Raw genomic sequence first — 25,594 nt, forward strand, 5'->3', positions numbered from 1 at the left:
TCCAGCTCCCCGACAGCGCTGCCCAGGTCGCCGTAGGCCATGTCCATGCTCAGCACGACGACACGCTGCTGTGCCGTGCGCCGGATCTCGGCCGGGCCGCGGTCGAGTCGCACGGCGGCTACCGATTCCAGTGGTACGGGATGCTCGGATTCGGGATTGATCACCAGCCGCTTGAGATCATCGTAGCTCGTCTGGTTCGCCTGCTTGCCCCGGACGACCACATCGATTTCGCGGTCCGACACGCGATAGCGCGTGGCGACATCGCCTTGCACCAGTGTCACGACACGTGCGGCGAGATCGGACACCTGCAGGCCGAGGGCGGCTGCACGCTCCTGCTCGAACACCACGCGAACTTCCGGCTGGCCACGTTCGGAGGTGGACTCGACATCGACAAAGCGGTCCGACTGTTCCAGGCGCCGTTGCAAGGCGATGGCAATCCGCTCCAGCGCGGCCAGATCGTAGCCGGCGATTTCGATCTCCAGCGGCTTCTCGGTGCTGAACAGCGTCGGCGTCTCAAAACGGTATTCCAGCCCCGGCGTCTGTCCGACGCGTTCGCGGATACGTTGTCGCAGCGCCATTTCGTCTGCGCCATTCTTCAATGCGAAACTGATCGACGCGACATTCTCGCCACCCAGCTCCGGGTTCGAGTCCAGCCGGTTGCCGGTTCCGGCTACGCCATAGACCGTGCGCACGGCCGGGTCTTCACGGAACGCAGCCTGAACCCGCTGCAGGAACCGATCGGACTCTTCCAGCGGTGTGCCTGGAGGCAGATTCGCTTCCAGCGAAAACTCGCCCTGGTCCATCGGCGGTATCAGTTCAACGCCGAGCTGGGTCGCCAGCCACAGGCTGGCGGCGAAGGCCAGGCCGGCAACGATCAGGACCAGCGCGCGGGCTTGGAGTGCGGCATTGAGCAGGCTCGCATAGCCGCGCGCCAGGGCAGCGTAGGCGCGGTTCCAGATGGCCACGACCGGGCGTAGCAGCAGGCCGAGCGTTCGGAACAGCAGCCAGACCAGGCCCACCGGCAGGCGGACCAACCAGGTCAGCACCCATTCCACCGCCCGGAAGAAGCCGAATACGCCACGTCGCCAGCGCGACTGGCCGGCCAGGGGTTCGCGCGGCGCGATGTGGCGGCGCTCGCCGCCGCGTGCCGCCAGCGTCGGGATGACGGTGAGCGACACCGCCAGCGAGACCAGCAGCGCGAAGGTGACAACCAGCGCCTGATCGGCGAATAGCTGACCGGCAATGCCTTGGACAAACACCATCGGGAAGAACACGGCGACCGTGGTCAGTGTGGAGGCGATGATGGCGCCGGAAACCTCGCCTGCGCCGGCGACAGCGGCGTCAATGAGCGAATCGCCGGCTTCCCGCCGCCGCGCGATGTTTTCCAGCACAACGATGGCGTTGTCGACCAGCAGCCCGATCGCGAGCGCCATGCCGCCCAGCGACATGATGTTCAGCGATAGCCCGGCAAACTGCATCGGTAGAAAGGTCACGATCACCGAGATCGGGATCGCCACGGCAATGATTAGCGTGGGGCGCAACTCACGCAGAAACAGGTACAGCACCAGCACCGCAAGCAGGGCGCCGTAGAGGCCGGCCTGGGTGACGCCACTGATCGCGCTTTGAATGAACACCGACTGGTCGTAAAGGCTGGTCAGCGACAAGCCTTCTGGCAGCACGTCATTCAGGTTGTCGACACGTGCCAGCACGGCCTTGGCGGCGGCAACCGTATTGGCATCGCCTTCCTTGTACACCGCAACCTCGACGGCTTCACGGCCGCCAACCCGAATGATGGCTTCGCGCTCCTTGTGTCCCGCGATGACCTGGGCCACATCCTCGACGTAGATGGGGCGCCCGTCGATGCTGGTCAGGATGGTTCGGCGGATGTCCTCCAGCGAACCGAACTGATTGAGCGTACGGACCAGGTAGGCGGCGCTGCCATCTTCGACGCGGCCGCCGGACAGATTGACGTTCTCGGCGTTCAGCCGCTCGGCGATCTGCGCCGGGGTCATGCGCAGCTGCGCGACCTTGTCGATGTCGAGCAGAATCTGGATTTCGTCTTCGAGACCGCCGGAGATCTTGACTGCAGCCACACCGATCACCGATTCCAGCGGTCGCTGCACCTGGTCTTCCGCGGCGCGGCGCAGCCGCTTGAGCTCTTCTGCGGTCGGTGCGCTGTCACTCGTCAGTGACAGCGCGAGGCGGACGATGGGGTCTTCCGACGGATCGAAGCGCAGCACCAGCGGGCGGGAGGCCTCGTCCGGCAACTCCAGCGCATCGAGGCGCTCTCGCACGTCCAGCACGGCAAAGTCCATCTCCGTGCCCCAGGCGAATTCGAGGACCACGTCGGACTGGCCGGCGCGCGAGACCGAACGCACCTCGCGCAGATTCTTGACGATGCCCAGCGCTTCCTCGACGGGCTTGGAGAGCAGGGTCTCGACTTCCGCCGGTGCGGCGCCCACATAGTCGGTGCGCACGGTAAGGGTGGGGTAGTTGAGGTCGGGCAGCAGCGTGACTTCCAGATTCGAACAGGAAACCGCGCCGAACAGCACGAACCCAAGCGTGATCATGAGTACGGCGATGGGCCGTCTCGCGGACGTACCGACGAAGCCCATGATCAGCCCTGCGTCGAGGAGGTCTCGGCGGCCTCCGCGTCGGGTGTCTCATCCGTGCTGGCCGCATCGTCCTGGCCGATCACGTCGACGGGAGAGCCGTCACGCAAGGCCGCCTGCCCGGTGATCACGACCGTCTCTTCGACATCGACGCCGGACACGATCTGCACAACGTTGCCCTCGGAGAACCCGACTTCGACATCGCGGCGCTGGGCCTTGCCGTCAACGATGACGAATACGGCGTCGCGGGCGTCTTCTGTGACCACGGCGTCGGCGGGCACCAGCACGGCATCATTGCGGCTGTCGTAGAGGATCCGCACACGCCCGAACATGCCCGGTTGCAGCTTGTTCCCGGCCTTGTCCATTTTGACAGTGACCTTGACCGTGCCGGTGTCGGGATTGACGACCGGACTGATGCGGTCCACCTCGCCGGGGAAGATCTCGTCGGGCCAGGCATCGAACGTCAGCCTGGCCGCTTGCTGCTTGCCCAGCTTGTGAATTTCGCGTTCCGGTACATGAAAGATGGCCAGCAAAGGGTCGAATTGGGTGACATGGAACGCGGGGCTGTTCGCCGCTACCAGATTGCCGACCTTGATGAGGCGCTCGGATACCGTGCCCTGAATGGGGGAGCGGATCGTCGAATACTCCAGCGCAAGCTTGGCCATGTCGTGGCTGGCCTGTGCGGATTCCAATTCGAACCGCGTGCGGTCGAACAGCTCGCGGCTGATCAGGTTTTCACGAAAGATCGCCTTGTTGCGATCGTGATCGGCGCGTAGTCGTTCGAGCTCGGCCTTGGACTGGCGCAATTCCAGTGCGCGCTGGTCGGTGTCGAGCTGGGCCAGCGGGGCGCCGGCGTCCACATGATCGCCTTCCTCGACGTAAAGCGTCTCGACGATACCCCCGACGCGGGCGACGACGGCGGATTCTGCTTCGGCTTCCAGCGTCGCGCTGCCACGCCAGGCCGCCGAGATGGACCCCAGTTCGGCGGCCGCAACCTCGACCGGGATGGATGGCTCTTCAGGTTCGTCCTCGCTGCCGTCGCCGTTGTCGGCGTTTGGTCCGCCGCAAGCACCGAGCAGCCCTAACGACAATACGAGAACAACTGACCAGCCAGTCAATCGAGACATCCTGATTCACTCCCTTGCTTGCGGTGATGTTATCGAGTGCTGGCCCGCGCCCGCAGGGGCGCAGTGACTCGACGCTGTATCGACGGGCTTCAAGCCCCGTGCCACCCGGCGGTACATTTATTAGTGATTGATATTAAAGGGTATTTCGGAAATCATTCCGTTTGCTTCGAGCGTTGATCGGTCAATATCGCCGAATAATCGGCTCTTTCGCCAAAAGGTTGCCCGTCGCGAGTGGATGATTGTTCAGACCCAAGATGACCGGAGGGTTCCAATGGTCGCAGCGAATCCTGAATGTCGAGCGGACCGGCAGCAACTTGGCGGTGCGATTCAATCGGAGCTTGCGCGGCGGCCGCGCAGCCGCTGCGCAAGCGTGCGCCTGGCTTCGGCCATTATCGATTCGCGATCGACCAGTTCCAGCACATCGCGAACGGCTCGTTTGGGGCCACCGGGGCCCCAGCTTCGGCCATTGACGAAGTAGCGGGTCGCGGCTTCGCCGATGAGGTAGGTGGCGTACCAGGCGACCGAACCCTGGGCCAGCGCGGTAACGGTCACCGACAGGCCGGCGCTGAATGTCTTGAGCACTGCGGACGCGGCATGAACGGCCCAGACGGCGCCCATTAACGCCGCGAGCTGGACGCTGATAACGGCCACCAGCCGGCCCGCCTCGTGGCGGGTCACCGGCAGCCCATAGATCCGACTGAGATGGAATACGAGACTCACGTCCAGAGCGGCTGCGGCTGCGAGGTCGGCGAGCGGCACGGGATTGACCGCCACGGCAAGTCCCTTGCCGAGACAATACCCTCGCACGACGCGGCGCGCGGCCGCATGGCGGATGTCGGCGACGCGGGCGGCGACGCTGTCCGAGACCTCGCTGGCGAACAAGCCGGCATTGAGCGCCGCGAGCACGCGGCCTTCACGTCGCAGGATGCCGATGATGTGACGTTCCAGTTCGGCGATGTCGGGCTGTCTTGGACGCTGAAATTCCTCCTCGTCACCGGACTCGGTCATCCGCAGCACGGTTTCGGGCCGGGGGGCGGCTGCTGCGGCCAGCACGTGTTCCGGCCGCACCAGCCCGGTGGCCTTGTGGCGCAGGGCTTCCAGCAGCGCATGACGTTCGGGGGTGGTGTAGCGATCCGCCTTGTTCAGCACCAGTAGCAACGGGCGGTGCGTATCGGACAGCGTACGCAGTGCGTCCTGCTCCAGTTGGGTCAGGTCCGCCTCGCATACAAACAGCACGAGATCAGAGCGGCGTGCGACTTGGCGAGCCAGCTGCTCCCGGGTTTCTCCATCGATTTCATCGATGCCGGGGGTGTCGAACACGCGTACCGGGCTATCGCCCACCGGCACCCAGGCCCGAGCGTCAGCCTGGGTGGTCACGCCATGTAGTGGCCCGGTTGCGAACGCGTCGTCGGCAATCAAGGCATTGAGCAGTGAGGACTTGCCAACGCTGACTCGTCCGAACACCGCGATGTGCAGCTCCTCCGAATCCAGCTTCTGCCACAGGGCTTCGAGGTCCGCGTACTCGGCTTCCAGCGCGTGGCGCACGCTGCTCGGTGTCTGCGGATCGTCGATCAGATCACGCACGCTGTCGCGCACTGCATGCAAGGCTTCGCGGGCGCCATCTTCAAGGACCGATGGTGACTCGCTCATTCCGGGTCAGTCCGTGACCTACCGCGCAGCGCCAGCCGTGCGACACGTCGGGCGCTGACGGCCAGATCGTCGTCCAGCACTTGCTCCAAGGTGGCGTTGATATCGTCCGGGCGCAGGGCGCCGGATCGACGGAGTGAATCGGCCAGGGCATGTCCGAAGGCGTCGAATAGCAGACCGTAGGCGACCGCATGCGCCAGGCCGCCGGTCACCGTGCCGATGCCAGGAAACGCCTTGAGCGCGTTGCCTGCGACCGCAAGGACCAGCGCGGAGGACTTGCGAGACGTGCTGCCGGCGTTCTTGAGCACGGTTTCAATTTCCAGCTCTCGGACACGGACATCATGTAGCTGGCACAACGAGCGCACCAGGCGCGCGCCGATGGCGCCTTGAATGACCAGGTCGGAGCCGGGTGACAAGGCCGCCAGCGCGCCGACGACGGCCGCACGCGTATGCGTCGCGATGATCTGCTCCGATTGCCGGCGCTGGTGGGAGCGCTCGGCGTCATCAAGCCGGGTGTCGGTGAGCTGAAAGACGGCGGCGTCGCGCAGGCTGGTCAGGCTGTCCGGGTCGCGGAGCAGGTTCCGTTCGATGGCTGCGCGCAGCGGCTGGATACGAGGATTGCGCGGGCGCGTGGTCTCCTGTTCGCTGCCGTCGCGTCCGATGCGCGTCACGCGTTCTGTTCCGCCGGCGCTGATGCCAACGACCGTCGGGCGCTGGCTGCGGTGGAACCGCTCGGCGATCTGCTGGCGAATCGCGTCGGTTTCGTCCTCACCGAACTGGTCGGCCTTGTTCAGGGCAATCACGAGCGGCTTGCCGAACCCGATCAAGCGTTCGATCTGAGTCCACTCGCTGCGTGACAGATCGCTGTCGCAGAGGTAGACCACCAGATGCGCGCGGATGGCTTCCTGCGTGGCCAGATGGGTGTCTTCGTCATCATGGGAGAAACCCGGCGCATCGACGACGATGAGCTGCTCGCCCGAGGGCAATATCCACTGGTAGCGCTGGCAATGCCGGGTGGTCCCGGTCGTCGCGCCGGTGTCCGGTTTGGAGTCGGGGATCAAGGCCTGAACCACGCTGCTCTTCCCGGTGCTGGTCTCTCCAAACAAGGCGATGAATACGCGGCCGGCGTGGCGGCGCGATTCCAGCTCATCGAGCTCGCTCAGTGCGCGTGATACGTCGATGCCGGAGGTCTGCTGTGACCGCATCCGGGCGATGACGCTCGCTTCGTTCACCTTTTTTTCTGTTCTGCGGCCCCGGCGTGAGGGCAGCAGCCACCATGCGACCGTCATCACGCTGGCCAGCAAAAACAAGCCCAGGGTGAGATTCAGCACCCAAGGCAGCAGCGGCGAGACCGCGCGCGCCCGCTCATAGAGGCCGATCAGACCATCAAGCGTATGGATTAGCGTCGCGAGCAGGAACAACAGCACGCACAGCAGACCCAGTCCGAACAGTGGTCGAATGCGTTTCGCCGGTGTAGAACCCATCGTCGCGATGTTAGCTTAGAGAGATAAAACACTTCGAGGGAATCCAACCACGCAATCCCCCCGAATGTGTGTAACGACTTGTCATGTTGCTACGCTACTCTTGGGCGGCAACATGGTGTCGGGTGTGCTGCCAAGGACTGAATAAAGGCGCATGTGATTTGATGCAAAGGGAGATCGACAATGCTGGTAGATCTGGGTAAGACCAAGCCGTTGATGTTGACCGCCGCGACGGCGATCGGACTGCTCGTTTCCGGAGCGGCGTCCGCGGAATGGTATGCCGGAGTCCGCGCTGGGCAGTCCATCGTGGACAAGGGCAGCCGGGCGACGACGAATGAATTACGCCTGCAAGGCGAGCCGAATGTCACGGCTGATGTTGATGATTCGGATACCGGGGGCACGATCTACGGGGGGCTCAAGTTCGACGACGTGATCGGCATTGAAGTCGGTCTGTTCACCCTGGGTTCGCATGACACCACGGTGAGCGGCACGACAACCGATGCGGATTTGCTCGCACGCCGTACGGCGGCCGTGCAGCCGCGAGCGGGCGACGGCATCAACATCGCCGCGACCGTGTTCACGCCTGACTATTGGGGCTTCGAAGGGCGGATGCGCTTCGGATACGCCTACTGGAAAGCCGAGTTTGAAACCACGACCTCAACGGGCACCCGGTCCTATGACGATGACGGATTCGACGTCCTCGCAGGCGCTGGCCTCTGGTACGTTGGTTTTGGCCAGATTGCCTTGGGCGCGGACATCGACTTCTACAATATCGATGATGATCCGGTCTTTCTGGTAACCGGTGGCATCGAGTGGCGCCCCTGAGCCAGGGATGAGCCAGCTCGGCCCGGTTGCCGTTCTCGGGGCAACCGGGCAGGTCGGGAGTGCCGTCGTCCGGGGATTGTCCCGGCGCGGCCTTCCGGTTCACGCCATCGCCCGAACGGTCGGGCCAGACCGGTCCGCGACTCGAAACCATGTCGTTCCTGACTGGAACGAGTCCGACCTGGCCACAGCCTTTGACGGATGCGCGTCCGCGTTCGTCATGGTGCCGCTGACCGAGGATGCCGAGGCGCTGGGACAGCGCGTTCACGCCGCCTTGGAGCGAGCCGCCGTGCAGCGCGTGGTCCGGCTTTCAGTGCTGGGCGGAGTCATCGACGACGGACTCGCCCTGGGTCGGCTACATGGCGCGTTGGATAGGGATCTGATGAGCCGCGGCTGCCGGCCCGCCATTCTCCGCCCGGACAGCTTCATGCAGAACCTGCTTGGTAGTGCGGCCTCGATTGCGCAAGGTCAGCTGGTCAACGCCACTGGAGAGGGACGAATGGCCTTGATCGATGCCGAAGACATTGGTGAATGCGCCGCCGCGCTGCTGGCTGGTGATGCCGCGTGGCCCGATCATCCGATGGATCTCACCGGCCCCGAATTGCTCAGCCATGACGACATCGCCGTCCGGATTGGTCGCTGGCTGAAACGACCGGTGGCCTACGAAGATCTGTCGCCGTTAGCGCTGCGTGGACTGTTGCTGGAATTCGGTTTGCCGGCCTTTCTGGCTGAGATCTTCAGCGAACTGGCCGCCTGGACCCGGCGCGCGGATCGAGCGGAGCAGATGTCGGACGCCGTACCGACACTGCTGGGTCGCCCCGGGCGCAGGCTCGAGACCTTTCTCGACGCCCATGCCGCATCGTTTTCCGAACCATCGCCATGACGCAGCACGATACCCTGCGCGTACTGATCCGCGTTCGATACGGTGAATGCGATGCGCAGAATGTGATGTTTAACGCGCGTTATATGGATCTGCTCGATGTTGCCTTTACCGAATACGAGCGGGTCATCTGGGGCGGTCATCAGCGCCTGCTGGATGCCGGTCTTGACGCGCAGGTCGTCTCTACGCAGATCGACTGGTCCGCCGCAGCGCGATTCGACGACGTGCTGGCGCTTTCCGTTCGCACCGCCCGGATCGGTACCAGCTCATTCACACTGGCCGTTCGGTTTCAGCGCGATGGTGACGACCTGTTGCTGGCGACGGCCAGCGTGACCTACGTCATGGTGGACGCGCAGAACGGCGGCAAGCATGCGATACCGCCGGTCCAACGCGGGGCCCTGGCGGCCGGTGCGCCGGGTGTACTCATCAACATGGCCGGAGTGGCGGAATGAATCTGCTGTTCACGGTGGTCGACGTGTTCACCAACCAGCCGTTTGCGGGCAATCCGCTGGCGATCGTCTACCACGAAGCCGAAGAGTCGTTGACTCTCGCGACCGGTCAGATGCAGGCCCTGGCGCGTGAGATGAACCTCAGCGAGACCGTGTTTGTTACGAACTGGGACTGGGGCAGCCGACGATTCACCCTACGGATTTTTACACCGTCCACGGAGCTGCCGTTCGCCGGTCATCCCAGTATCGGCGCAGCGGCCTGGCTTGCCGGTCGCGATACGATGCGGGAGTCGACCTCGCAGTCCATTGATCTCGTGGAGCGTGCTGGTCTGGTGCGTTGTACGGCGCAATGGACCGATGACGCAGGCCACGCCACGTTGATCCCCCCGCAGCTGCCCGAGCAATCGGGTACCGAGGCGGGGGGCAAGGTCGCGGCTGAGCTGGGCGTTCCAGTTTCTGCGCTGGTGGGCGACGTCGAGGTCTGGTCGGCCGGCATGGCCGTGCACTGCGTCGAACTCGATCAGCCGGGCCGGTTGGCGGAACTGCAAGCACCTGCGCTGGGTGGTCCCCTGGGAAGCTGGGAGCTGTGCTGCTTTGCCTCCGGACCAGGCGAGGACGAAATCACTGCTCGTGTGTTCCCGCTAGCCGCCGGTATACAGGAAGACCCCGCGACCGGCGCCGCCGCTGTCGCGCTGGCAGGTCGGATTGCGCCCAAGATGTTGCGTGATCGTGGGCAGGCGCATGTCGCCATCCAGCAAGGTGCAGCCATGGGGCGTGCATCCACGCTGCGACTGCACCTGCTTGGAGCGGCGGGGCGACTAGAAGCCGTTCAGCTGTCCGGCGAGGTCGTCGCGGTTAGCGAGGGACGCTGGTTGCGGGTGCCTTCGGGCGACTGAGTCCGGCACTGCCGCCAAAAAGAAAGGCGGTTCCAACAGGAACCGCCCAAGGTGCGGAGGAGACGAATGCCGGTCCGCCGACCGACATCTTCATTGATTCACGGAGCGTGCCAGTTTCGCCGTCCAGCCTGCTGGACGGCGCTGCGCGGGGGCTAATGGCGATGCCCGGTTTCACCCGCGGCACGTCGGCGTGCGCGTTTCTGCCGGGCATGGCGTTCTCGCAGAATGCCCCGAACACGGGCGATCAACCACGCGCATAGCAAAACCAGGGCAATCACCAACGCAATGCGCAGTTCGTTCTGCAGCAGATGATCGACGGCACGCGTGATGATGCCCACGATGAATGCACCCATGGTGCCGTACAGGGTGGCCCACGCGAGGCCAGACACGAGGTTGAAGGCGAGAAAACGCAGGCGAGAAATTCCGACCAGGCCCAGCGCAAACGGTATGACCGTGCGCATGCCAATCACGAAACGAAAGCCCAGCAGGGTGATGTATTGGTGGCGAATGACAAAGTCGCGCACCCGCATCGCCCGTCTGGCAAAGGCGGGGTGAGTCTCCATCCAGCGCGGCCCGAGTACACGACCGCCGTAGAACCAGAGGTGATCCCCCAGCACCGCGCCGATCCAGCCGGCGACAATCACCTCACGCAGCGGAAGGTACTCGTTGTGCGCGAGAAAAACGGCCAGCAGCAGGGCGGCTTCGCCTTCGAACATCGTCCCGAAGACGACCGCGAAGACTCCATATTCAGCGACGGCGTATTCCATTGCGCAAGCATAGGGCAGTGGCGCCGCCCTGCGTGCCTATCAAGTCACCAACGCTCTTGTGCCCAACGTTCAGGATGTGCCCAGTACTTGGGGTTCAGCCAGTCCGGCTTGCGCTTGTAGTGGCCGATGTCGAAGGCCCAGACCTCGTGGGATTCGGATCGCGCCAGCAGGGTCAAGCCCAGTGCAATCAGGTTCTGTTCGAAGCCCGCATGTCGATCGAGCAGCACGAACAGGTGGGCCGCCCCCAGATCGCGCCAGTAGGCGACCGTGTGGTCCGCCAAGGGGCGTGACCGGGCGTCGATGAGGGCAATGCCGGTCCGGCGCGCGTCGGCGTCAACCCATCCGAGCATAGGGAGTTGAGCGGTCAGCGCCTGCACCAGCGAGGTGTCCGCCGAATCGGTCCACGCCTGACAGGTCTCGTTCCCCGTCAGCAGGGGGCGTATCAGTTCGGCGAGCAGGATGGGGAGCGAATCAGGCATGGCTTGTGGGCGGTGTCCGGCATTGCATGACACAAAAAAAGCCCCCGGTCGTCCAATGACGTCCGGGGGCTTTGTCCATCTGATCCGACGCTATTCGAGAATCTTCAGCTCGACGCGGCGGTTCAGTTCACGGCCTTCTGCGGTGTCATTCGGAGCCACGGGCTCTGCTTCGCCGTAGCCCTTGACCTGCATGCGTGAGTCACCAACACCACGGTCACCAAGGTAATCCTTGACCGACTGGGCGCGCTGCTGTGACAGCTTCTGGTTGTAGGCATTGGAGCCGAGGCTGTCGGTATGCCCGCCGATTTCCACGTCCACCGATTCGATGGAGAGCAGGGCGTCGCCAACCGTATCCAGAATGGCCTTGGCATTCGGCGTGAGGCGGGCCGAATCCAGATCGAAGGTCACACCGCGCAGGATGACGGACTGGGTTACGGCGCAGCCATCTGCGTCGACCTGGTCACCCGGCTGCGGAATGCGGCAGTCGTTGGTCAGGGCGCAGCCATCGGCCAGAACTTCGGCACCGGCGGGCGTATTCGGGCATTGATCCAGATTGTTCAATACGCCGTCGTTGTCGCCGTCCAGCGAGCAGCCCTTGGCATCAACGGCCTGGCCTTGTGGCGTGTTCGGACACTGATCGGCGCCGTCGAGCACGCCGTCGCCGTCGGAGTCGCGCTCACAGCCGCGTGAATCGACCTGCACGCCAGCCCGTGTGCCCGGGCAGGCATCGGCATCGTCGTTCACGCCATCGTTGTCGGAATCCTGCACGACGGGCACCAAGGCGGCTTCCTCGGCTTCCTTTTCGGCGGCCAAAGTTGCGGGAGACTTGCCGATCGTTACATGCAGACCGAGTGCAGCGACCGCTTCGTAGAAGCCATCGTTGCCGGTGCTGCCGGCGTCGCGACGGCTATGTGAGTCGTAGCGGTACATGGCCTGACCGCGAACGTAAACGCGATCGGAGAAAATGGGGTAGATCGCGCCGATTCCGATATCGCCGACCGTGCTGTCGTAGTTGGCAGATCCGCCGGATGCCGGATGCATCTCGGTCGTGCCATGACTAACGCCGAGAATGCCGAAGACCGGCAGTTCGTTGCGGTTGGGGAACAACAGAATGGTCGCGCCGAAGCCTCGAAGCTCCGCGCTGCCGTCTACGGCCGAGTCGTCGTAGTCCGCTTCGGACAGCCAGCCCGTGAGTTCGAAGTTCAAACCGCTGGTCAGCGGCTTGCCGACCGAGAAGACGCCGCCAACGGCATCATCAAGCAGTCGATCATCGTCGGTTGCGGTGAACATCGCCATGGGGGCGATGTAGAAGCGCTTGTCTTGCTGCGCCTGTGCTTGCGTGCTCATGCTGGCAAGCAGGACGGCACCGAGGCCGGCGGCCATCAGTCGACTGATCATTCGTTTTCCCCCAAAGCGGATGTTATTCACGTTTTCGTCCCTCACGTGTTAGTCGGTTGCTCCATCAACCTCACCGACCCATTGTGCGATAGTTCAGCACCGGATTGTTAACACGCAGTTTACCGGGTCGCAACCGTGCTTGCACTGGCCGCATCGCTCGTGATGACGCGTTCGGATCGCTTGTGTATCCTTCCGCGCCCTTTATCGGAATCCGGGTTTTTCCGGCTCCCATGGAAACCAATCAGATTTCGCAGGAGATCATGGCCCTGAAGGCGCGTTTCGACGCACTTCGGGGCTACCTTTGACGCGCCGGTCAAGCGTGAGCGTCTGGACGAGGTGCTGGCGGAACTCGGGCAGCCCGATGTCTGGAACGAGCCGGAGCGAGCGCAGGAGTTGGGCAAGGAAAAAGCCCGGCTCGAAGCGACGCTGGAGCCTCTGGAACAATCCCTGACCGGTCTCGACGACGCCGAGGAGCTGCTGGAACTGGCCCTGGCGGAAGCGGACGAAGAAGTGCTGCAGCAGATCATTGCTGATGTCACGCGGATCGCCAAGGCCGCCGAGGCGCTGGAATTCCAGCGGATGTTCAACGGCGAGCAGGACGAAGCCAACTGCTTCATCGATGTGCAGGCCGGCTCCGGCGGTACCGAGGCGCAGGATTGGGCCGAAATGCTGTTGCGCATGTACCTGCGCTGGTGCGAACGTCGCGGCTTCGAAACCGAGTTGCTCGAATGCTCGGCCGGTGAAGTGGCCGGGATCAAAAGCGCTTCGGTGCGTGTGTCCGGGCACTACGCCTACGGCTGGCTGCGGACCGAAACAGGCGTGCATCGCCTGGTTCGCAAGTCTCCTTTCGATTCCGGTGCACGACGCCACACATCTTTCGCCGCGTTGTTCGTGGCGCCGGAAATCGACGATTCGGTCGATGTGGAGATCAATCCGGCCGACCTGCGTATCGATGTCTACCGCGCCAGCGGTGCGGGTGGCCAGCACGTCAATCGCACGGAATCGGCGGTGCGCATCACCCACGGTCCCAGCGGCGTCGTGGTGCAATGCCAGAGCGAACGCTCGCAGCATCAGAACAAGGATCGCGCGATGAAGCAGCTCAAGGCGAAACTCTACGAGCTGGAGATGCAGCGACGCAGCGCCGATGCCCAGGCCCTGGAGGACACCAAGTCCGACATTGGCTGGGGCAGCCAGATTCGCTCCTATGTGCTGGATCAATCCCGGATCAAGGATTTGCGCACCAACGTCGAGGTCGGCAATACGCAGGCCGTGCTCGACGGCGATCTCGACCCGTTTATCGAGGCGTCCCTGAAACAGGGCGTTTGAACCTATCGCCTCGCTGCCGCGGGGCCCGACTCAAGCCGAGCCGATGACTGATACCCCAGGACAGACTCCGCAAGCCGATCCCGTCGAAGACGAGAACAAGCTGATTGCCCAGCGGCGGGAGAAACTCGCCGAGCTGCGCCAGGGCGATACGCCGGCGTTCCCGAACGATTTCCGGCGCGATGCGCTGGCGGCCGACCTGCACGGCATGTACGGGGAGCGGGATGCGGAGACGCTGGAAGGCGTCAATGCCACCGTCGCTGTCGGCGGCCGGATCATGAGCCGACGCATCATGGGCAAGGCCAGCTTTGTCGACATTCAGGATGCCTCCGGTCGCATCCAGCTGTTCATTCGCAAGAACGATCTGCCCGAGGGTGTCTACGATGCCTTCAAGGGCTGGGATATCGGCGATGTGGTCGGCGCCAGCGGCCGCGTGTTCAAGACCAAGGCCGGGGAGCTGTCGGTGTGGTGTGACAGCCTGCGGCTGCTGACCAAGTCGCTGCGGCCCCTGCCCGAGAAGTGGGCCGGGCTGACCGATACCCAGACGCGCTACCGCCAGCGCTATGTCGATCTCATCGTCAACCCGGAGGTCCGCGAGGTCTTTCGCAAGCGCGCCGCAACCGTCCGTTTCATCCGTCACTTCATGGACAGCCTGGGCTACCAGGAGGTCGAGACCCCGCTGATGCAGCCGCTGCCTGGCGGCGCGGCGGCCAAGCCCTTTGTGACGCACTACAACGCCCTGGGCAGCGACTTCTATCTGCGGATCGCGCCCGAGCTCTACCTCAAACGGCTGGTGGTGGGCGGCATCGAGCGTGTCTACGAGATCAACCGCACCTTCCGGAACGAGGGTGTCTCCACGCGCCACAACCCGGAGTTCACCATGCTGGAGTTCTATCAGGCCTACGCGAACTACAACGACCTGATGGATCTCACGGAAACCATGCTGCGCGATCTGGCAATGTCCGTGACGGGCGATAGCGTCGTGAGCTACCAGGGCGAAACCTACGACCTGGGACAGCCGTTCACCCGCCTGAGTCTGCGTGACTCGCTGTTGGCCTATAACGCCGATCTCGACGCCGGGCAGCTGGAGGACGTGGATTACCTCAAGGCGCAGCTGGAGCGCCATGGCGTGCCGGTGCCCAGGGCGGCCGGCTTCGGCAAGCTGCAGCTGGAGCTGTTCGAAAAGACCGTCGAGGACCGGCTGATGCAGCCGACCTTCATCACCGAATACCCCACCGAGGTGTCGCCGCTGGCGCGCCGCAGCGATGCCAACCCGGACGTGACCGACCGATTCGAATTCTTTCTCGCCGGTCGCGAGATTGCCAACGGATTCTCCGAGCTCAACGATCCCGAGGATCAGGCCGAGCGCTTCAAGGCCCAGGTTGCCGCCAAGGCCGGGGGCGATGACGAGGCGATGGCGTTTGATGCCGACTACATCCGCGCGCTGGAGTACGGGCTGCCGCCGACCGCCGGCGAGGGCATCGGCATCGACCGCCTGGTGATGTTCCTGACCGACTCACCGTCGATCCGTGATGTGCTGCTGTTTCCGCAGCTGCGCCAGGTGGACGACACGGTCTGAACGGCCGCGGTAGCCCGCTGCCGCCTTGCCCTGTGACCCGCGCCTGCGGGCTCGTATAGCACCTGGCGTGAAACTTAGCCGCGGTCGTCCAGTCGGATGCATTGGACTCCGATTCGATCTGCCGGGTGGGCTTCTACCCATGTCGTGGTCACGCCGACGCGCAATCGACCGGACACCATGCCTTCAAGCAAAGGAGTGCGACATGGCAAAGGCGAAAAAAACGATTGGCTTAGTGGCGGTCATCGGACTGATCATCCTGGTCGCGGTGGTGGTCAAGCTGGTGGTGTTTCCGGAACGGGCGGAACTGCCGGTGGAAGCGGGCATGGGTTCTGACCCAGAACTTCCGAAGCCCAACAAGACGCTCATGCCCACGGTCAATGTGGCGCCCGCCACCGGCTGGCCCGAGGGCCAGCAGCCGTCGGCGGCCGAGGGTTTGCGTGTGACGCAGTTCTCCTCCGGTCTCGAGCATCCGCGCTGGCTCTACAAGCTGCCAAACGGCGACATCCTGGTGGCGGAATCCAACGCGCCGGCCAAGGCGGGCGGTTCGACCAGCGCCAAGGACTGGGTCGCCGACAAGATCAAGTCCACAGCCGGGGCCGGGGTGCCCAGCGCGGACCGCATCACCCTGTTGCGGGATGTGGACAATGATGGCGTCGCCGACGAGCGCTCCAAGTTCGTCGAAGACCTTCATTCCCCGTTTGGCATGACGCTGGTCGACGGCACGCTCTACGTGGCCAATGCTGATGCGCTTTGGAGCTTTCCCTACACGCCCGGAGCGCTGGTCATCGACGACGCTGGAGAAAAGGTCACGGACCTGCCCGCCGGGATCAATCACCACTGGACCAAGAACGTGGTCGCCAGCCCCGACGGTTCGAAGCTCTATATCGCCGTGGGCTCCAACAGCAATGTTGGCGAGCGCGGCATGGATGTGGAGCAGGGTCGGGCGGCCATCTGGGAGCTGGACATCGCCAGCGGTGACAAGCGGCTCTATGCGACCGGGTTGCGTAACCCGGTCGGCATGGACTGGAATCCCGAAACCGGTGAGTTGTGGGCGGTCGTGAACGAGCGTGACGAGATCGGCAGCGACTTGGTGCCGGACTACGCGACCTCCGTGCAGGATGGCGGATTCTACGGCTGGCCCTACAGCTATTTCGGTCAGCACGTGGATCAGCGGGTCAAACCGCAGAAACCCGAGCTGGTCGAGCGCGCGATCGTGCCTGACTACGCCCTGGGCGCACACACGGCATCACTGGGCATGAGCTTTGCCGACGAGTCGCAGTTGCCGAACCAATGGCGCCAGGGCCTGTTCATCGGGCAGCACGGCTCCTGGAACCGGCGGCCGAAGAGTGGCTACAAGGTCGTTTACGTGCCATTCGAAAACGGCCAGCCGACGGGTAAGCCGGTTGACGTGCTCACCGGCTTTCTGAGCGACGATGAGGACGCCTATGGCCGACCGGTCGGCGTGATTTTCGACGCCACAGGCAGTCTTCTGGTGGCCGACGACGTGGGCAATGCCATTTGGCGCGTCACCGCCGAGGGTGGTCAATGAGCGATGACAGACTCTCGGCGCTGTTCCTGAACTGCACGCTCAAACCTAGCGGGCAGACATCACACACCGAACGCCTGATGCGCGTATCCGAGCACGTGATGCGCAGCAACGGCGTCAGTACCCACATGCTGCGACCCGTCGATCTGACGCTGCCGCCCGGCATCTACCCGGATATGCGTGAACATGGCTTCGAGCAGGACGACTGGCCGGAGCTGCATCAGCAGGTCCTTGGCGCGGATATTCTCGTCATCGGCACGCCGATCTGGCTGGGTGAGGAGAGTTCGGTTTGTCGCCGCCTCATCGAGCGCCTGTACGGCGACTCCGGCAAGACCAATGCACAGGGACAGACGATCTACTACGGCCGCACGGCCGGTTGCGTGATCACCGGCAATGAAGACGGTGCCAAGCAGTGCGCGATGACCTTGCTGTACGCCGCGCAGCATCTGGGCTTTGTCGTGCCGCCGCAGGCCGATGCCGCCTGGGTTGGCGAGGCCGGGCCGGGGAAGTCCTATGGCGATGACGCCGACGCCGGGCCATCCAATGATTTCACCCAGCGCAACATCACCTTCATGAGCTGGAATCTGATGCACATGGCGCGAATGCTTCGAGACGCCGGCGGCTTGCCGGCACATGGCAACCAGCCGGAGGCCTGGAGCGAAGGCGAACGGTTCGGGCACCCGGCAGCGACGAGTTAGCTCAGCAGTCCCGCCAGCGTCACGCCGACCAGCGTCCCCGCCGCATAGCCCAGGGTGCCCACGAGCACCGCAGGCGTGACCAATCCCGGCCAATGCTTGCCCGCCGCCATTGCGGCCGCTGTCGTCGGTCCGCCGAGATTGGCATTCGAAGCGACGACCAACTCGGGCAGAGACAAGCCGGCAATCCGCCCGCCGACCAGCGTGACCAGCAGGTGGACGCTGAGCGCGCCCGCTGCCAGAAAGAACACGGTCGGACCGGCGGACATCGCCACCCAGACGTTGGCACTGGCGCCGATGGTCGCGAAGAACACCTGCATCAGCAGATAACCGAAGGGTTCGGCGGCGGTCAGGCGGGTCGCCGTGGCAGGGCGCGTGGTCGCAAGCGCCACCGACAACACGGTGATGACCAGGATAGCCGAGCCCCGCACACCCGAAAGCGCCTGCACCGCGAACCCGATGGCGCAGACGGTGGCGGCGAAGGCGAGACCGTTGGCCAGTGAACCGGTATCCGGGGCGCGGGCTTGCATGGGCGACAGCTGGGCAATACGAGCCGCTGGTGCGGGAAAGCGACCTGCGATAGCCGGTATGCCGGGCAGGGCAAACAAGACGATGAAGAACAGCGTCATCAGCAGGTTGTCGGCCGCCACGGCGGCGCTGAGTATGGCGCCATCCGTCAGCTCCACGGCTTGCGCGGTGGCTGCGAAGTTCATCGAACCACCGATGTAGGTCGCAGCAAACACCGCGGACAACTGTGCATCCAGCGTGCCCAGGTCCAGCACATGGCGCATCAGCAACACGCCGGCAACCGTGCCCGTGGCGCCGATCAGGAAGGCCAGCAGCATCGGCCCGGCCTCGCGGGCAATGCGCCGCAGGTCCGCCCGCAACAACAGCAGCGGGATGGCCAGCGGGACGGCGATGCCCCACACCTGGTCATAAATCGGCGCGGCGACCGGCACGATGCCGGTGTTGGTGAGCACAAAGGTGATCAAAATCGACACCACAGCGCCGGATACACGGCTTCCCCAAGCTTGGCGGTCCGCCCACAGTCCCACCGCCGCGGCTGTCAGCAGAATGGCCAGCAGTAGCCAGGTCTGGTCGGCTGAAATCAGAGCCGTGTCGTTCATGGTGATCTCCCCGTTGTCGCTTTTCTGTCGTCGCTGTCCTGATGTGTCCGTGCATTCGCGCCCGTCGAATGCCGGCCGCGACAAGTTTTGCCGGACGCGTGTCAAGAAAGCGTTTAGTCGCTTGGTTGCTGCGCGACTGCTGGGCGCGCTTCACGTGGAGCTTTGGGCCCGTTGGCACCTCATTCGTGCGCAGTTGCTGGCATTCGGGGCCGTCGGGCCTTCCGGTGGACCCCGCTAAGTACCGGTCGTTACAGCATTCAAGCCGGCGTCGTCTGGTCAGATGTGTCGATTTGCCGCCGGGTTGTTCACAATCCCCGGCCTCGGGCCGTTTCCTGCCTGGACGGGAAACCCAGGGGCCCCACCGAATTCACACACTAGAGAGACAGCTCCATGCCTCAATACAATCCGCCGCTGCGCGACATGCAGTTCGTGCTTCATGAAATGCTCAATGTTGAAGCCGAACTGGCGAAACTGCCCGAGCACGAAGATATCGATGCCGAGACTGTCGATGCGGTGCTGGAGGAGGGCGGCAAGTTCTGCGCTGACATCCTCCAGCCACTGAATGCAGTCGGCGACCGCGAGGGCTGCAAGCTCGATGCCGATGGCAACGTCACCACTCCGACCGGATTTCGGGACGCCTACCAGCAGTATGTGGCTGCCGGCTGGCCGTCCTTGGCCGCTGATGTGAACTACGGCGGGCAGGGTCTGCCGCACCTGCTGTCCAGCGCGTTCATGGAGATGATCAATTCCTCCAACCAGGCCTGGGGCATGTATCCGGGGCTGTCGCATGGCGCCTACACCGCGCTCTTGGCCTTTGGCACGGATGCGCTCAAGGACTTGTACCTGCCCAAGCTGGTCTCGGGCGAATGGACCGGCACCATGTGCCTGACCGAACCGCATTGCGGGACCGATCTGGGCATCCTGAAGACCAAGGCCGACGACAATGGCGACGGCTCCTATGCCATCTACGGCACCAAGATCTTCATCTCGGCCGGTGAGCACGACATGGCCGACAACATCGTGCACCTCGTGCTGGCGCGCCTGCCGGATGCGCCCGAGGGCACCAAGGGCATTTCGCTGTTTGTCGTGCCCAAGTTCATTCCGGATGCCGACGGCAATCCCGGCGAACGCAACGGCGTGAAATGCGGCTCGCTGGAACACAAGATGGGCATTCACGGCAACGCCACCGCCGTGCTGAACTTCGACGGTGCGCAGGGCTGGCTGGTCGGCGCACCGAACAAGGGCCTGAAAGCCATGTTCGTGATGATGAACGGCGCACGGCTGGGTGTGGGCATGCAGTCGCTGGGCCTGGCCGAGTTCGCCTATCAGAACTCGCTGGCCTACGCGAAAGACCGGATTCAGGGCCGCTCACTGACCGGACCCAAGAACCCGGGCAAGCCGGCTGACCCGATCATCGTGCATCCGGATGTTCGCCGCATGCTGCTGACGCAGAAGGCCTACGTGGAGGCTGCGCGGGCCTTCACCTACTGGGCGGGTCTCGCCATCGATCTGTCGCACAAGCACCCGGACGAGTCCGTGCGCAAGGACAACGATGATCTGGTTTCATTGCTGACGCCGGTCGTCAAGGGCTTCATTACCGACAATGGCTACGAGTCGACCACGCTGGCCATGCAGGTGTTGGGCGGACATGGCTACATCACCGAATGGGGCCTGGAACAGTGCGTGCGCGATGCGCGCATCAACATGATCTACGAAGGCACGAACACCATTCAGGCGCTGGATTTGCTGGGCCGGAAGGTGCTGGGTGACATGGGTGCCAAGCTGATGAAGTTCGGCAAGGTGATCCAGGAACTGATCATGCGCCAGTCGGACTACGAGGGCATGAAGGAATTCACCGACCCGCTCGGCAAGCTGGCGGTGCAGGTGCAGACGCTAACCGCCGAGATCGGCCAGAAGGCGATGAAGAACCCGGACGAAGCCGGCGCAGCCGCGGTGCCTTACCTGCGCATCATCGGGCACCTGGTGTTCTCGTTCTCCTGGTGCTTCTCGGCCAGCGTCGCCATGCGCAAGCTGGATACGGCCAACGACGCTGACAAGGCGTTCTACCAATCCAAGCTGACGACAGCCCGGTTCTACTTCGCCAAGCTGTATCCGGAAACCGAGATGCTGATCAACCAGGTCAAGGCCGGTGCGGCGCCGCTGATGGAACTGGACGAAGCGAACTTCTAGTCCAGAGGCTGGCCCGTCCCGATCGTGGACGGGCCAGCCAGTCTGGTCGGTTGTTGTCGGCAGCTGTGGCCGGTGATGCAGCGCGCTTAGGTCGCTTCCGCCGTCTGAAGCGCCTGCGTCTTCAGCGTCAGTTGCGCTTGGCCTGCGATACCGCTCATACCCAGCGCCGTGAGCTGAACAACGGCCAGAGCCGCGGTCTCCGTGGTGGCCGCGATATGACCGAGCGCCTGATCCGGCCCCTGGATGACATCGCCGGCATGGCAGGGTCCGCCGCGACGGTCCGCCCGAACCAACACTCGCTTGAGTTTTCCGCGGTAGTGCAGTCTGGCCACAACCTCCTGACCGGGATAACAACCCTTGCGAAAACTGACGCCGCCCAGGGTGTCGAGTCGAAGCGATTGCGGCAGGAATAGGCCGGCCGTTTCGGCGACCACCATAGGCAGTCCGGCGTCGATCTCGCCTGCTGTCCAAGACTCCGACCGGCTGGTTTCGCCGCCCGTGGCGCCAATCGCCAAGGCCCGCGGACGATCACCAGGCAGGCCGATCCAGGTGATGCCGCCGTCATTCACACAACTGCCCGCTGCCGGCGTTTCGTTGTCCAGCCTGCCGGCGATCGGCAGGTCGCAGGTCGATAGTGTGACCCGGTCTCTCAGCACGAACAGGCGCAGACGCCGTAATACCGCCGGGGCCACAGACGCGGGCAAGGCCAGATGGAGGGCCTGGTCACGCCAAAACACGAAAGTCGTGGCGATCAATCGACCATCCGGCATGCAATAGCCCGCCAGTGTGGACGTTTGAGGCGCAAGCGCGGCGATATCTGCGGTCAATTGCCGGTGTAAGAAGTCTTGCGCATCCGGGCCATCGGCGCGGATAAGGGTCCAGTGATCTAGGGCGATCGGGGTTGCGGATTCGTCGGCGACAGGGAGCATTGGAACTCGTCAGAGATTGCGGCGAGAGGGGGCGAACGTATAATCCCCGCCATGGCTGCCCATGACAATGCTCCGGACCCGCATGCGGACCCGGCGACCGATGCTGCGTCGGCATCCGAGCAGATGCCGTCTGCGACTCACGACGCTCAGACCGAATCCCAGCCCGAAGAGTTCGGCGGCCCCAAGGGGCTGGAGCCGACGCGCTACGGTGACTGGGAGCGCAAAGGGCGTTGTGTCGACTTCTAAAGGTGAGACTCCATGAGTGATTCCTCGCGGCCATTGTCGCCGCACCTCCAGGTTTACAAGCCGCAGCTGACCTCGATGACGAGTATTTTTCATCGGGGCACCGGTGTTGCGCTATCCGTCGGCACGCTGATGCTTTGTGCCTGGATTCTGTCTGTGGCGGCAGGCCCTGAAGCGGTGGATTGCTTCAACGCCTTTGTCGGTAGCTGGTTCGGCCAGCTGCTACTGCTGGGCTGGACGTTTTCGGTGTTCTACCACCTCTGCAACGGGGTGCGTCACCTGTTCTGGGACGCCGGCAAGGGGCTGGACGTGGACACCGCGTACAAGTCCGGTTATGCGGCCATCATCGTTGCGGCGGTGCTGACCGTGCTTGCCGTCATCGTCGCTTTGGCCTGAAGGGAAGGATTATGAGTCTCAAATCTCCAATCGGCCGAGCGCGCGGACTCGGTTCCGCCAAAGACGGCCTGCATCACTGGTGGATGCAGCGGATCAGCGCCGTACTGCTGGTGCCATTATCGCTGTGGTTCGTGTTCTCCATCGCCTGCCTGGTGGGCAGTGACTACCAGACGGTGGTGGCCTGGATTGCGGCGCCCTGGGTGGCGGTGTCACTGGTCATCTACTTCGCGGCGCTTTTCTATCATTCGCAGCTGGGCGTTCAGGTCGTGATCGAGGACTACGTCCACGGTCCGGCAAAGAAGCTCATCTCCATGTATCTCATGAAACTCGCGCATCTGGTGTTGGCGGTGGCCGCCATCTTCGCTGTCGTGCGTATCGCTCTGGCTTAGGTGGATCTGGACGCAATGACCGATTCCTACGAAATCATCAAACACGAATACGACGTTGTGGTTGTCGGCGCCGGTGGCGCCGGGCTGCGCGCCACGCTGGGTCTGGCCGAGGCTGGCCTGAAAACCGCCTGTGTCACCAAGGTGTTCCCGACCCGCAGCCACACCGTGGCCGCACAGGGTGGTGTCTCCGCCGCGTTGGGCAACATGGGCGAGGACGACTGGCGTTGGCATGCCTATGACACCGTCAAGGGTTCCGACTGGCTGGGTGACCAGGATGCGATCGAGTACATGTGCCGTGAGGCCATTCCATCGATCATCGAACTGGAACATTACGGTGTGCCGTTTTCACGCACCGGCGAAGGCAAGATCTACCAGCGACCGTTCGGTGGCATGACCACGCATTTCGGTGAGGGTACGGCGCAGCGCACCTGCGCGGCCGCCGACCGCACCGGTCACGCCATGCTGCATACGCTCTACCAGCAGTCGCTGAAGGAAAAGGCGGAGTTCTTCATCGAGTACTTCGCCATCGATTTGATCATGGACGACGACGGCAACTGCTGCGGCGTGCTGGCCTGGGACCTATCGACCGGGCAGCTGCATGAGTTCCGCTCGCACATGGTGATTCTCGCCACCGGCGGCTACGGGCGGACCTACTTCTCCTGCACATCGGCCCATACCTGCACCGGCGACGGCGGCGGCATGGTGCTGCGGGCGGGTCTGGAGCTGCAGGACATTGAGTTCGTGCAATTCCATCCCACGGGCATTTACGGCGCGGGCTGCCTGATCACCGAAGGCGTGCGCGGCGAGGGCGGATACCTGACCAACTCCAAGGGCGAGCGCTTCATGGAGCGTTACGCGCCCAACGCCAAGGATCTCGCCTCGCGCGACGTGGTCAGTCGATCGATGACCATCGAGATTCGCGAAGGCCGTGGCGTCGGTCCGAAGAATGACCACATTCATCTGCACCTGGAGCACCTGGGGCCGGAAGTGATCAACGAGCGGCTGCCGGGCATCGCCGAGTCGGCAAAGATCTTCGCCGGCGTGGATGTGACCAAGGAGCCGATCCCGGTCATCCCGACGGTGCACTACAACATGGGCGGCATCCCGACCAACTACGGCGGCGAAGTCGTCACCCTGAAGGACGGCAACCCCGATTCCGTCGTGCCCGGCCTGATGGCCGTCGGCGAGGCCGCCTGCGTGTCCGTGCACGGCGCCAACCGCCTGGGCTCGAACTCGCTGCTGGATCTGGTGGTGTTCGGGCGCTCCGCGGCCATTCGTGCCGCCGAGGTCGTGAAGAAGGGCGCGCCGCACAAGCGCCTGGCTGATGACCATCTGGAGCCGATTCTCACCCGCCTGGATACGTTGCGGAACGCCAATGGCAGCCTGGCGACGGCGGACATTCGCGACGCCATGCAAAGCACCATGCAGAACAACGCCGCAGTGTTCCGTACCGGTGAAACGCTGTCCGAGGGCGTGGACAAGATGGCCGAGGTGGCCAAGTCCTTCGCCGACGTGAAGGTGTCCGACCGCTCCATGGTCTGGAACTCCGATCTGGTGGAAACCATGGAGCTGGACAACATGCTCGGCCAGGCCATGGCGACCATGACCTCGGCATCCAACCGAACCGAGTCGCGGGGCGCGCATGCCCGCGAGGATTATCCGGACCGGGACGACGGCAACTGGATGAAGCACACGCTGTCCTGGTGGCGCGATGGCAAGATCGACATCGACTACCGGCCGGTTCACGACTACACCATGTCCGACGAGCTTGAGTACATCGAGCCAAAGAAGAGGGTCTACTGATGGCCGAGTTCACGCTCCCCAAGAATTCCCGGATGGTGAAGGGCAAGGAATGGCCTGCGCCGTCCGGTGCCAAGAACATTCGCAAGTTCAAGATCTACCGGTACGACCCGGATTCGGGGCAGAACCCGCAGCTCGATATCTACGCTGTGGATCTGGACGACTGCGGCCCGATGGTTCTGGATGCGCTGATTTGGATCAAGAACAAGGTCGATCCGACACTCACGTTCCGCCGCTCCTGCCGCGAAGGGATCTGCGGTTCCTGCGCGATGAACATCGGCGCTGGCCGCGGCACCAACACGCTGGCCTGTACGCAAAGCATCGACGACTTCAAGGGCATGATCAGCATCTATCCGCTGCCGCACATGCCGGTGGTCAAGGATCTGGTTCCGGATCTGACGCATTTCTATGCTCAGTACGCCTCCATCGAACCGTGGATGAAGACGCAAACGCCGCCGCCCTCGCGCGAGCGCCTGCAGACCCCGGAAGAGCGCAAGGCGCTGGACGGTTTGTACGAGTGCATCCTCTGCGCCTGCTGTTCGACCTCCTGCCCGAGCTACTGGTGGAACGGCGATCGCTACCTTGGCCCAGCGATCTTGCTTCAGGCCTACCGGTGGTTGGTCGATTCCCGCGATGAAGCGACCGGTGAGCGGCTGGATCAGCTGGAAGATCCGTTCAAGCTCTACCGCTGCCACACGATCATGAACTGCGCCAAGACCTGCCCGAAGGGTCTGAACCCGGCCAAGGCGATTGCCGAAACCAAGAAGATGATCCTGGAGCGCGTCGGATAGCCCGCCGACGCGATACGCCATGAGCGAA

23 protein-coding genes are annotated in these 25,594 nt (G+C 63.7%); 14 read left to right on the forward strand and 9 right to left on the reverse strand.

The annotated features are described in order from the left end of the window. The 4 genes from ACE1EY_RS08080 to ACE1EY_RS08095 all read right to left on the reverse strand — a co-directional run. The coding region (locus ACE1EY_RS08080; protein WP_373928065.1) for an efflux RND transporter permease subunit at positions 1-2,615 on the reverse strand (2,615 nt) is incomplete at its 3' end. 2 nt (positions 2,616-2,617) lie between these two features. Further along, positions 2,618-3,739, reverse strand: a complete 1,122-nt coding sequence (locus ACE1EY_RS08085; RefSeq protein ID WP_291513660.1) for an efflux RND transporter periplasmic adaptor subunit — start codon at positions 3,737-3,739, stop codon at positions 2,618-2,620. 327 nt (positions 3,740-4,066) lie between these two features. Beyond that, the gene (locus tag ACE1EY_RS08090; protein ID WP_370299914.1) at positions 4,067-5,389 is read right to left on the reverse strand and encodes a DUF697 domain-containing protein; all 1,323 of its coding nucleotides are present in this window, start codon (positions 5,387-5,389) and stop codon (positions 4,067-4,069) included. Continuing rightward, positions 5,386-6,870: a GTPase gene (locus ACE1EY_RS08095; RefSeq protein ID WP_370299915.1), complete on the reverse strand. Its 1,485-nt coding sequence runs from the start codon at positions 6,868-6,870 to the stop codon at positions 5,386-5,388. Before ACE1EY_RS08095 ends, ACE1EY_RS08090 begins: the two co-directional genes overlap by 4 nt. A 180-nt stretch (positions 6,871-7,050) precedes the next feature. Between ACE1EY_RS08095 and ACE1EY_RS08100 the strand changes: the two genes are divergently transcribed. The 4 genes from ACE1EY_RS08100 to ACE1EY_RS08115 are packed head-to-tail and all read left to right on the forward strand — an operon-like array spanning position 7,051 to position 9,914. Next, a complete protein-coding gene (locus tag ACE1EY_RS08100) occupies positions 7,051-7,692 on the forward strand; it encodes an outer membrane beta-barrel protein (RefSeq protein WP_291513663.1) in 642 nt (213 codons plus the stop codon). A gap of 7 nt (positions 7,693-7,699) precedes the next feature. Continuing rightward, a complete protein-coding gene (locus ACE1EY_RS08105; protein ID WP_291513664.1) occupies positions 7,700-8,572 on the forward strand; it encodes an NmrA family NAD(P)-binding protein in 873 nt (290 codons plus the stop codon). Continuing rightward, positions 8,569-9,021: a thioesterase family protein gene (locus tag ACE1EY_RS08110; RefSeq protein ID WP_291513665.1), complete on the forward strand. Its 453-nt coding sequence runs from the start codon at positions 8,569-8,571 to the stop codon at positions 9,019-9,021. Before ACE1EY_RS08105 ends, ACE1EY_RS08110 begins: the two co-directional genes overlap by 4 nt. Continuing rightward, positions 9,018-9,914 carry a PhzF family phenazine biosynthesis protein gene (locus tag ACE1EY_RS08115; protein WP_370299916.1) on the forward strand — a complete coding sequence of 299 codons (897 nt, stop codon included), beginning with the start codon at positions 9,018-9,020 and terminating at the stop codon, positions 9,912-9,914. The genes ACE1EY_RS08110 and ACE1EY_RS08115 overlap by 4 nt, the downstream gene beginning before the upstream one ends. 152 nt (positions 9,915-10,066) lie before the next feature. Here ACE1EY_RS08115 and ACE1EY_RS08120 read toward each other — a convergent pair whose 3' ends face one another. From ACE1EY_RS08120 to ACE1EY_RS08130, 3 genes are all read right to left on the reverse strand, one after another. Further along, complete coding sequence (locus tag ACE1EY_RS08120) at positions 10,067-10,681, reverse strand: DedA family protein (protein ID WP_370299917.1); 615 nt, start codon at positions 10,679-10,681, stop codon at positions 10,067-10,069. 44 nt (positions 10,682-10,725) lie between these two features. Further along, positions 10,726-11,160, reverse strand: a complete 435-nt coding sequence (locus ACE1EY_RS08125; protein ID WP_370299918.1) for a DUF6231 family protein — start codon at positions 11,158-11,160, stop codon at positions 10,726-10,728. A gap of 90 nt (positions 11,161-11,250) precedes the next feature. Next, positions 11,251-12,558: an OmpA family protein gene (locus ACE1EY_RS08130; protein ID WP_370299919.1), complete on the reverse strand. Its 1,308-nt coding sequence runs from the start codon at positions 12,556-12,558 to the stop codon at positions 11,251-11,253. A gap of 230 nt (positions 12,559-12,788) precedes the next feature. Here ACE1EY_RS08130 and prfB point away from each other — a divergent pair. From prfB to ACE1EY_RS08150, 4 genes are all read left to right on the forward strand, one after another. Then, a protein-coding gene (gene prfB / locus ACE1EY_RS08135; protein ID WP_291513671.1) for a peptide chain release factor 2 occupies positions 12,789-13,884 on the forward strand; the annotation gives its coding sequence in 2 pieces (ribosomal slippage) (positions 12,789-12,860 and positions 12,862-13,884; 1,095 coding nt in all). A gap of 43 nt (positions 13,885-13,927) precedes the next feature. Further along, entirely contained in the window at positions 13,928-15,460 is a 1,533-nt protein-coding gene (lysS, locus tag ACE1EY_RS08140) for a lysine--tRNA ligase (protein ID WP_370299920.1), read from the forward strand. A gap of 202 nt (positions 15,461-15,662) precedes the next feature. Beyond that, positions 15,663-17,009, forward strand: coding sequence for a sorbosone dehydrogenase family protein (locus ACE1EY_RS08145; protein WP_291513673.1), 1,347 nt, complete (start codon positions 15,663-15,665; stop codon positions 17,007-17,009). Beyond that, entirely contained in the window at positions 17,006-17,704 is a 699-nt protein-coding gene (locus ACE1EY_RS08150) for a flavodoxin family protein (RefSeq protein WP_370299921.1), read from the forward strand. The genes ACE1EY_RS08145 and ACE1EY_RS08150 overlap by 4 nt, the downstream gene beginning before the upstream one ends. Here the strand turns inward: ACE1EY_RS08150 and ACE1EY_RS08155 are convergent. Continuing rightward, the gene (locus tag ACE1EY_RS08155; protein WP_370299922.1) at positions 17,701-18,828 is read right to left on the reverse strand and encodes a DUF819 domain-containing protein; all 1,128 of its coding nucleotides are present in this window, start codon (positions 18,826-18,828) and stop codon (positions 17,701-17,703) included. The two genes, ACE1EY_RS08150 and ACE1EY_RS08155, sit on opposite strands and share 4 nt — an antisense overlap. Positions 18,829-19,218: 390 nt before the next feature. On the opposite strand from ACE1EY_RS08155, the gene ACE1EY_RS08160 reads away from it, so the two are divergent. After that, on the forward strand, positions 19,219-21,018 hold the full coding sequence (locus ACE1EY_RS08160) for an acyl-CoA dehydrogenase C-terminal domain-containing protein (protein WP_370299923.1): 1,800 nt from the start codon (positions 19,219-19,221) through the stop codon (positions 21,016-21,018). Positions 21,019-21,104: 86 nt separating this feature from the next. On the opposite strand, the gene ACE1EY_RS08165 is transcribed toward ACE1EY_RS08160, so the two are convergent. After that, a complete protein-coding gene (locus ACE1EY_RS08165; RefSeq protein WP_370299924.1) occupies positions 21,105-21,947 on the reverse strand; it encodes a folate-binding protein YgfZ in 843 nt (280 codons plus the stop codon). A 51-nt stretch (positions 21,948-21,998) separates the two neighbouring features. Between ACE1EY_RS08165 and ACE1EY_RS08170 the strand changes: the two genes are divergently transcribed. The 5 genes from ACE1EY_RS08170 to ACE1EY_RS08190 are packed head-to-tail and all read left to right on the forward strand — an operon-like array spanning position 21,999 to position 25,566. Beyond that, positions 21,999-22,193, forward strand: a complete 195-nt coding sequence (locus ACE1EY_RS08170) for a DUF1674 domain-containing protein (RefSeq protein ID WP_291514069.1) — start codon at positions 21,999-22,001, stop codon at positions 22,191-22,193. Positions 22,194-22,205: 12 nt separating this feature from the next. Then, entirely contained in the window at positions 22,206-22,586 is a 381-nt protein-coding gene (gene sdhC, locus ACE1EY_RS08175) for a succinate dehydrogenase, cytochrome b556 subunit (RefSeq protein ID WP_370299925.1), read from the forward strand. A gap of 11 nt (positions 22,587-22,597) precedes the next feature. Continuing rightward, entirely contained in the window at positions 22,598-22,975 is a 378-nt protein-coding gene (gene sdhD / locus ACE1EY_RS08180; protein ID WP_291514071.1) for a succinate dehydrogenase, hydrophobic membrane anchor protein, read from the forward strand. Between the two features lie 15 nt (positions 22,976-22,990). After that, on the forward strand, positions 22,991-24,778 hold the full coding sequence (gene sdhA / locus ACE1EY_RS08185; RefSeq protein ID WP_370299926.1) for a succinate dehydrogenase flavoprotein subunit: 1,788 nt from the start codon (positions 22,991-22,993) through the stop codon (positions 24,776-24,778). Beyond that, positions 24,778-25,566, forward strand: a complete 789-nt coding sequence (locus ACE1EY_RS08190; RefSeq protein ID WP_370299927.1) for a succinate dehydrogenase iron-sulfur subunit — start codon at positions 24,778-24,780, stop codon at positions 25,564-25,566. Before sdhA ends, ACE1EY_RS08190 begins: the two co-directional genes overlap by 1 nt. Positions 25,567-25,594 lie beyond the last annotated feature (28 nt).

The sequence above is a fragment of the Abyssibacter sp. genome, from assembly GCF_964229365.1.
GTDB lineage: Bacteria > Pseudomonadota > Gammaproteobacteria > Nevskiales > OUC007 > Abyssibacter.

Coding starts and splice junctions, on each gene's coding strand:
- ACE1EY_RS08115 (WP_370299916.1), top strand. CDS start 9,018: ATGAATCTGCTGTTCACGGTGGTCGACGTGTTCACCAACCAGCCGTTT.
- ACE1EY_RS08155 (WP_370299922.1), bottom strand. CDS start 18,828: ATGAACGACACGGCTCTGATTTCAGCCGACCAGACCTGGCTACTGCTG.
- ACE1EY_RS08165 (WP_370299924.1), bottom strand. CDS start 21,947: ATGCTCCCTGTCGCCGACGAATCCGCAACCCCGATCGCCCTAGATCAC.
- ACE1EY_RS08150 (WP_370299921.1), top strand. CDS start 17,006: ATGAGCGATGACAGACTCTCGGCGCTGTTCCTGAACTGCACGCTCAAA.
- ACE1EY_RS08095 (WP_370299915.1), bottom strand. CDS start 6,870: ATGGGTTCTACACCGGCGAAACGCATTCGACCACTGTTCGGACTGGGT.
- ACE1EY_RS08105 (WP_291513664.1), top strand. CDS start 7,700: ATGAGCCAGCTCGGCCCGGTTGCCGTTCTCGGGGCAACCGGGCAGGTC.
- sdhC (WP_370299925.1), top strand. CDS start 22,206: ATGAGTGATTCCTCGCGGCCATTGTCGCCGCACCTCCAGGTTTACAAG.
- sdhA (WP_370299926.1), top strand. CDS start 22,991: ATGACCGATTCCTACGAAATCATCAAACACGAATACGACGTTGTGGTT.
- ACE1EY_RS08085 (WP_291513660.1), bottom strand. CDS start 3,739: ATGTCTCGATTGACTGGCTGGTCAGTTGTTCTCGTATTGTCGTTAGGG.
- ACE1EY_RS08160 (WP_370299923.1), top strand. CDS start 19,219: ATGCCTCAATACAATCCGCCGCTGCGCGACATGCAGTTCGTGCTTCAT.
- lysS (WP_370299920.1), top strand. CDS start 13,928: ATGACTGATACCCCAGGACAGACTCCGCAAGCCGATCCCGTCGAAGAC.
- ACE1EY_RS08090 (WP_370299914.1), bottom strand. CDS start 5,389: ATGAGCGAGTCACCATCGGTCCTTGAAGATGGCGCCCGCGAAGCCTTG.
- ACE1EY_RS08100 (WP_291513663.1), top strand. CDS start 7,051: ATGCTGGTAGATCTGGGTAAGACCAAGCCGTTGATGTTGACCGCCGCG.
- ACE1EY_RS08130 (WP_370299919.1), bottom strand. CDS start 12,558: ATGATCAGTCGACTGATGGCCGCCGGCCTCGGTGCCGTCCTGCTTGCC.
- ACE1EY_RS08190 (WP_370299927.1), top strand. CDS start 24,778: ATGGCCGAGTTCACGCTCCCCAAGAATTCCCGGATGGTGAAGGGCAAG.
- ACE1EY_RS08145 (WP_291513673.1), top strand. CDS start 15,663: ATGGCAAAGGCGAAAAAAACGATTGGCTTAGTGGCGGTCATCGGACTG.
- ACE1EY_RS08110 (WP_291513665.1), top strand. CDS start 8,569: ATGACGCAGCACGATACCCTGCGCGTACTGATCCGCGTTCGATACGGT.
- ACE1EY_RS08125 (WP_370299918.1), bottom strand. CDS start 11,160: ATGCCTGATTCGCTCCCCATCCTGCTCGCCGAACTGATACGCCCCCTG.
- ACE1EY_RS08170 (WP_291514069.1), top strand. CDS start 21,999: ATGGCTGCCCATGACAATGCTCCGGACCCGCATGCGGACCCGGCGACC.
- ACE1EY_RS08120 (WP_370299917.1), bottom strand. CDS start 10,681: ATGGAATACGCCGTCGCTGAATATGGAGTCTTCGCGGTCGTCTTCGGG.
- sdhD (WP_291514071.1), top strand. CDS start 22,598: ATGAGTCTCAAATCTCCAATCGGCCGAGCGCGCGGACTCGGTTCCGCC.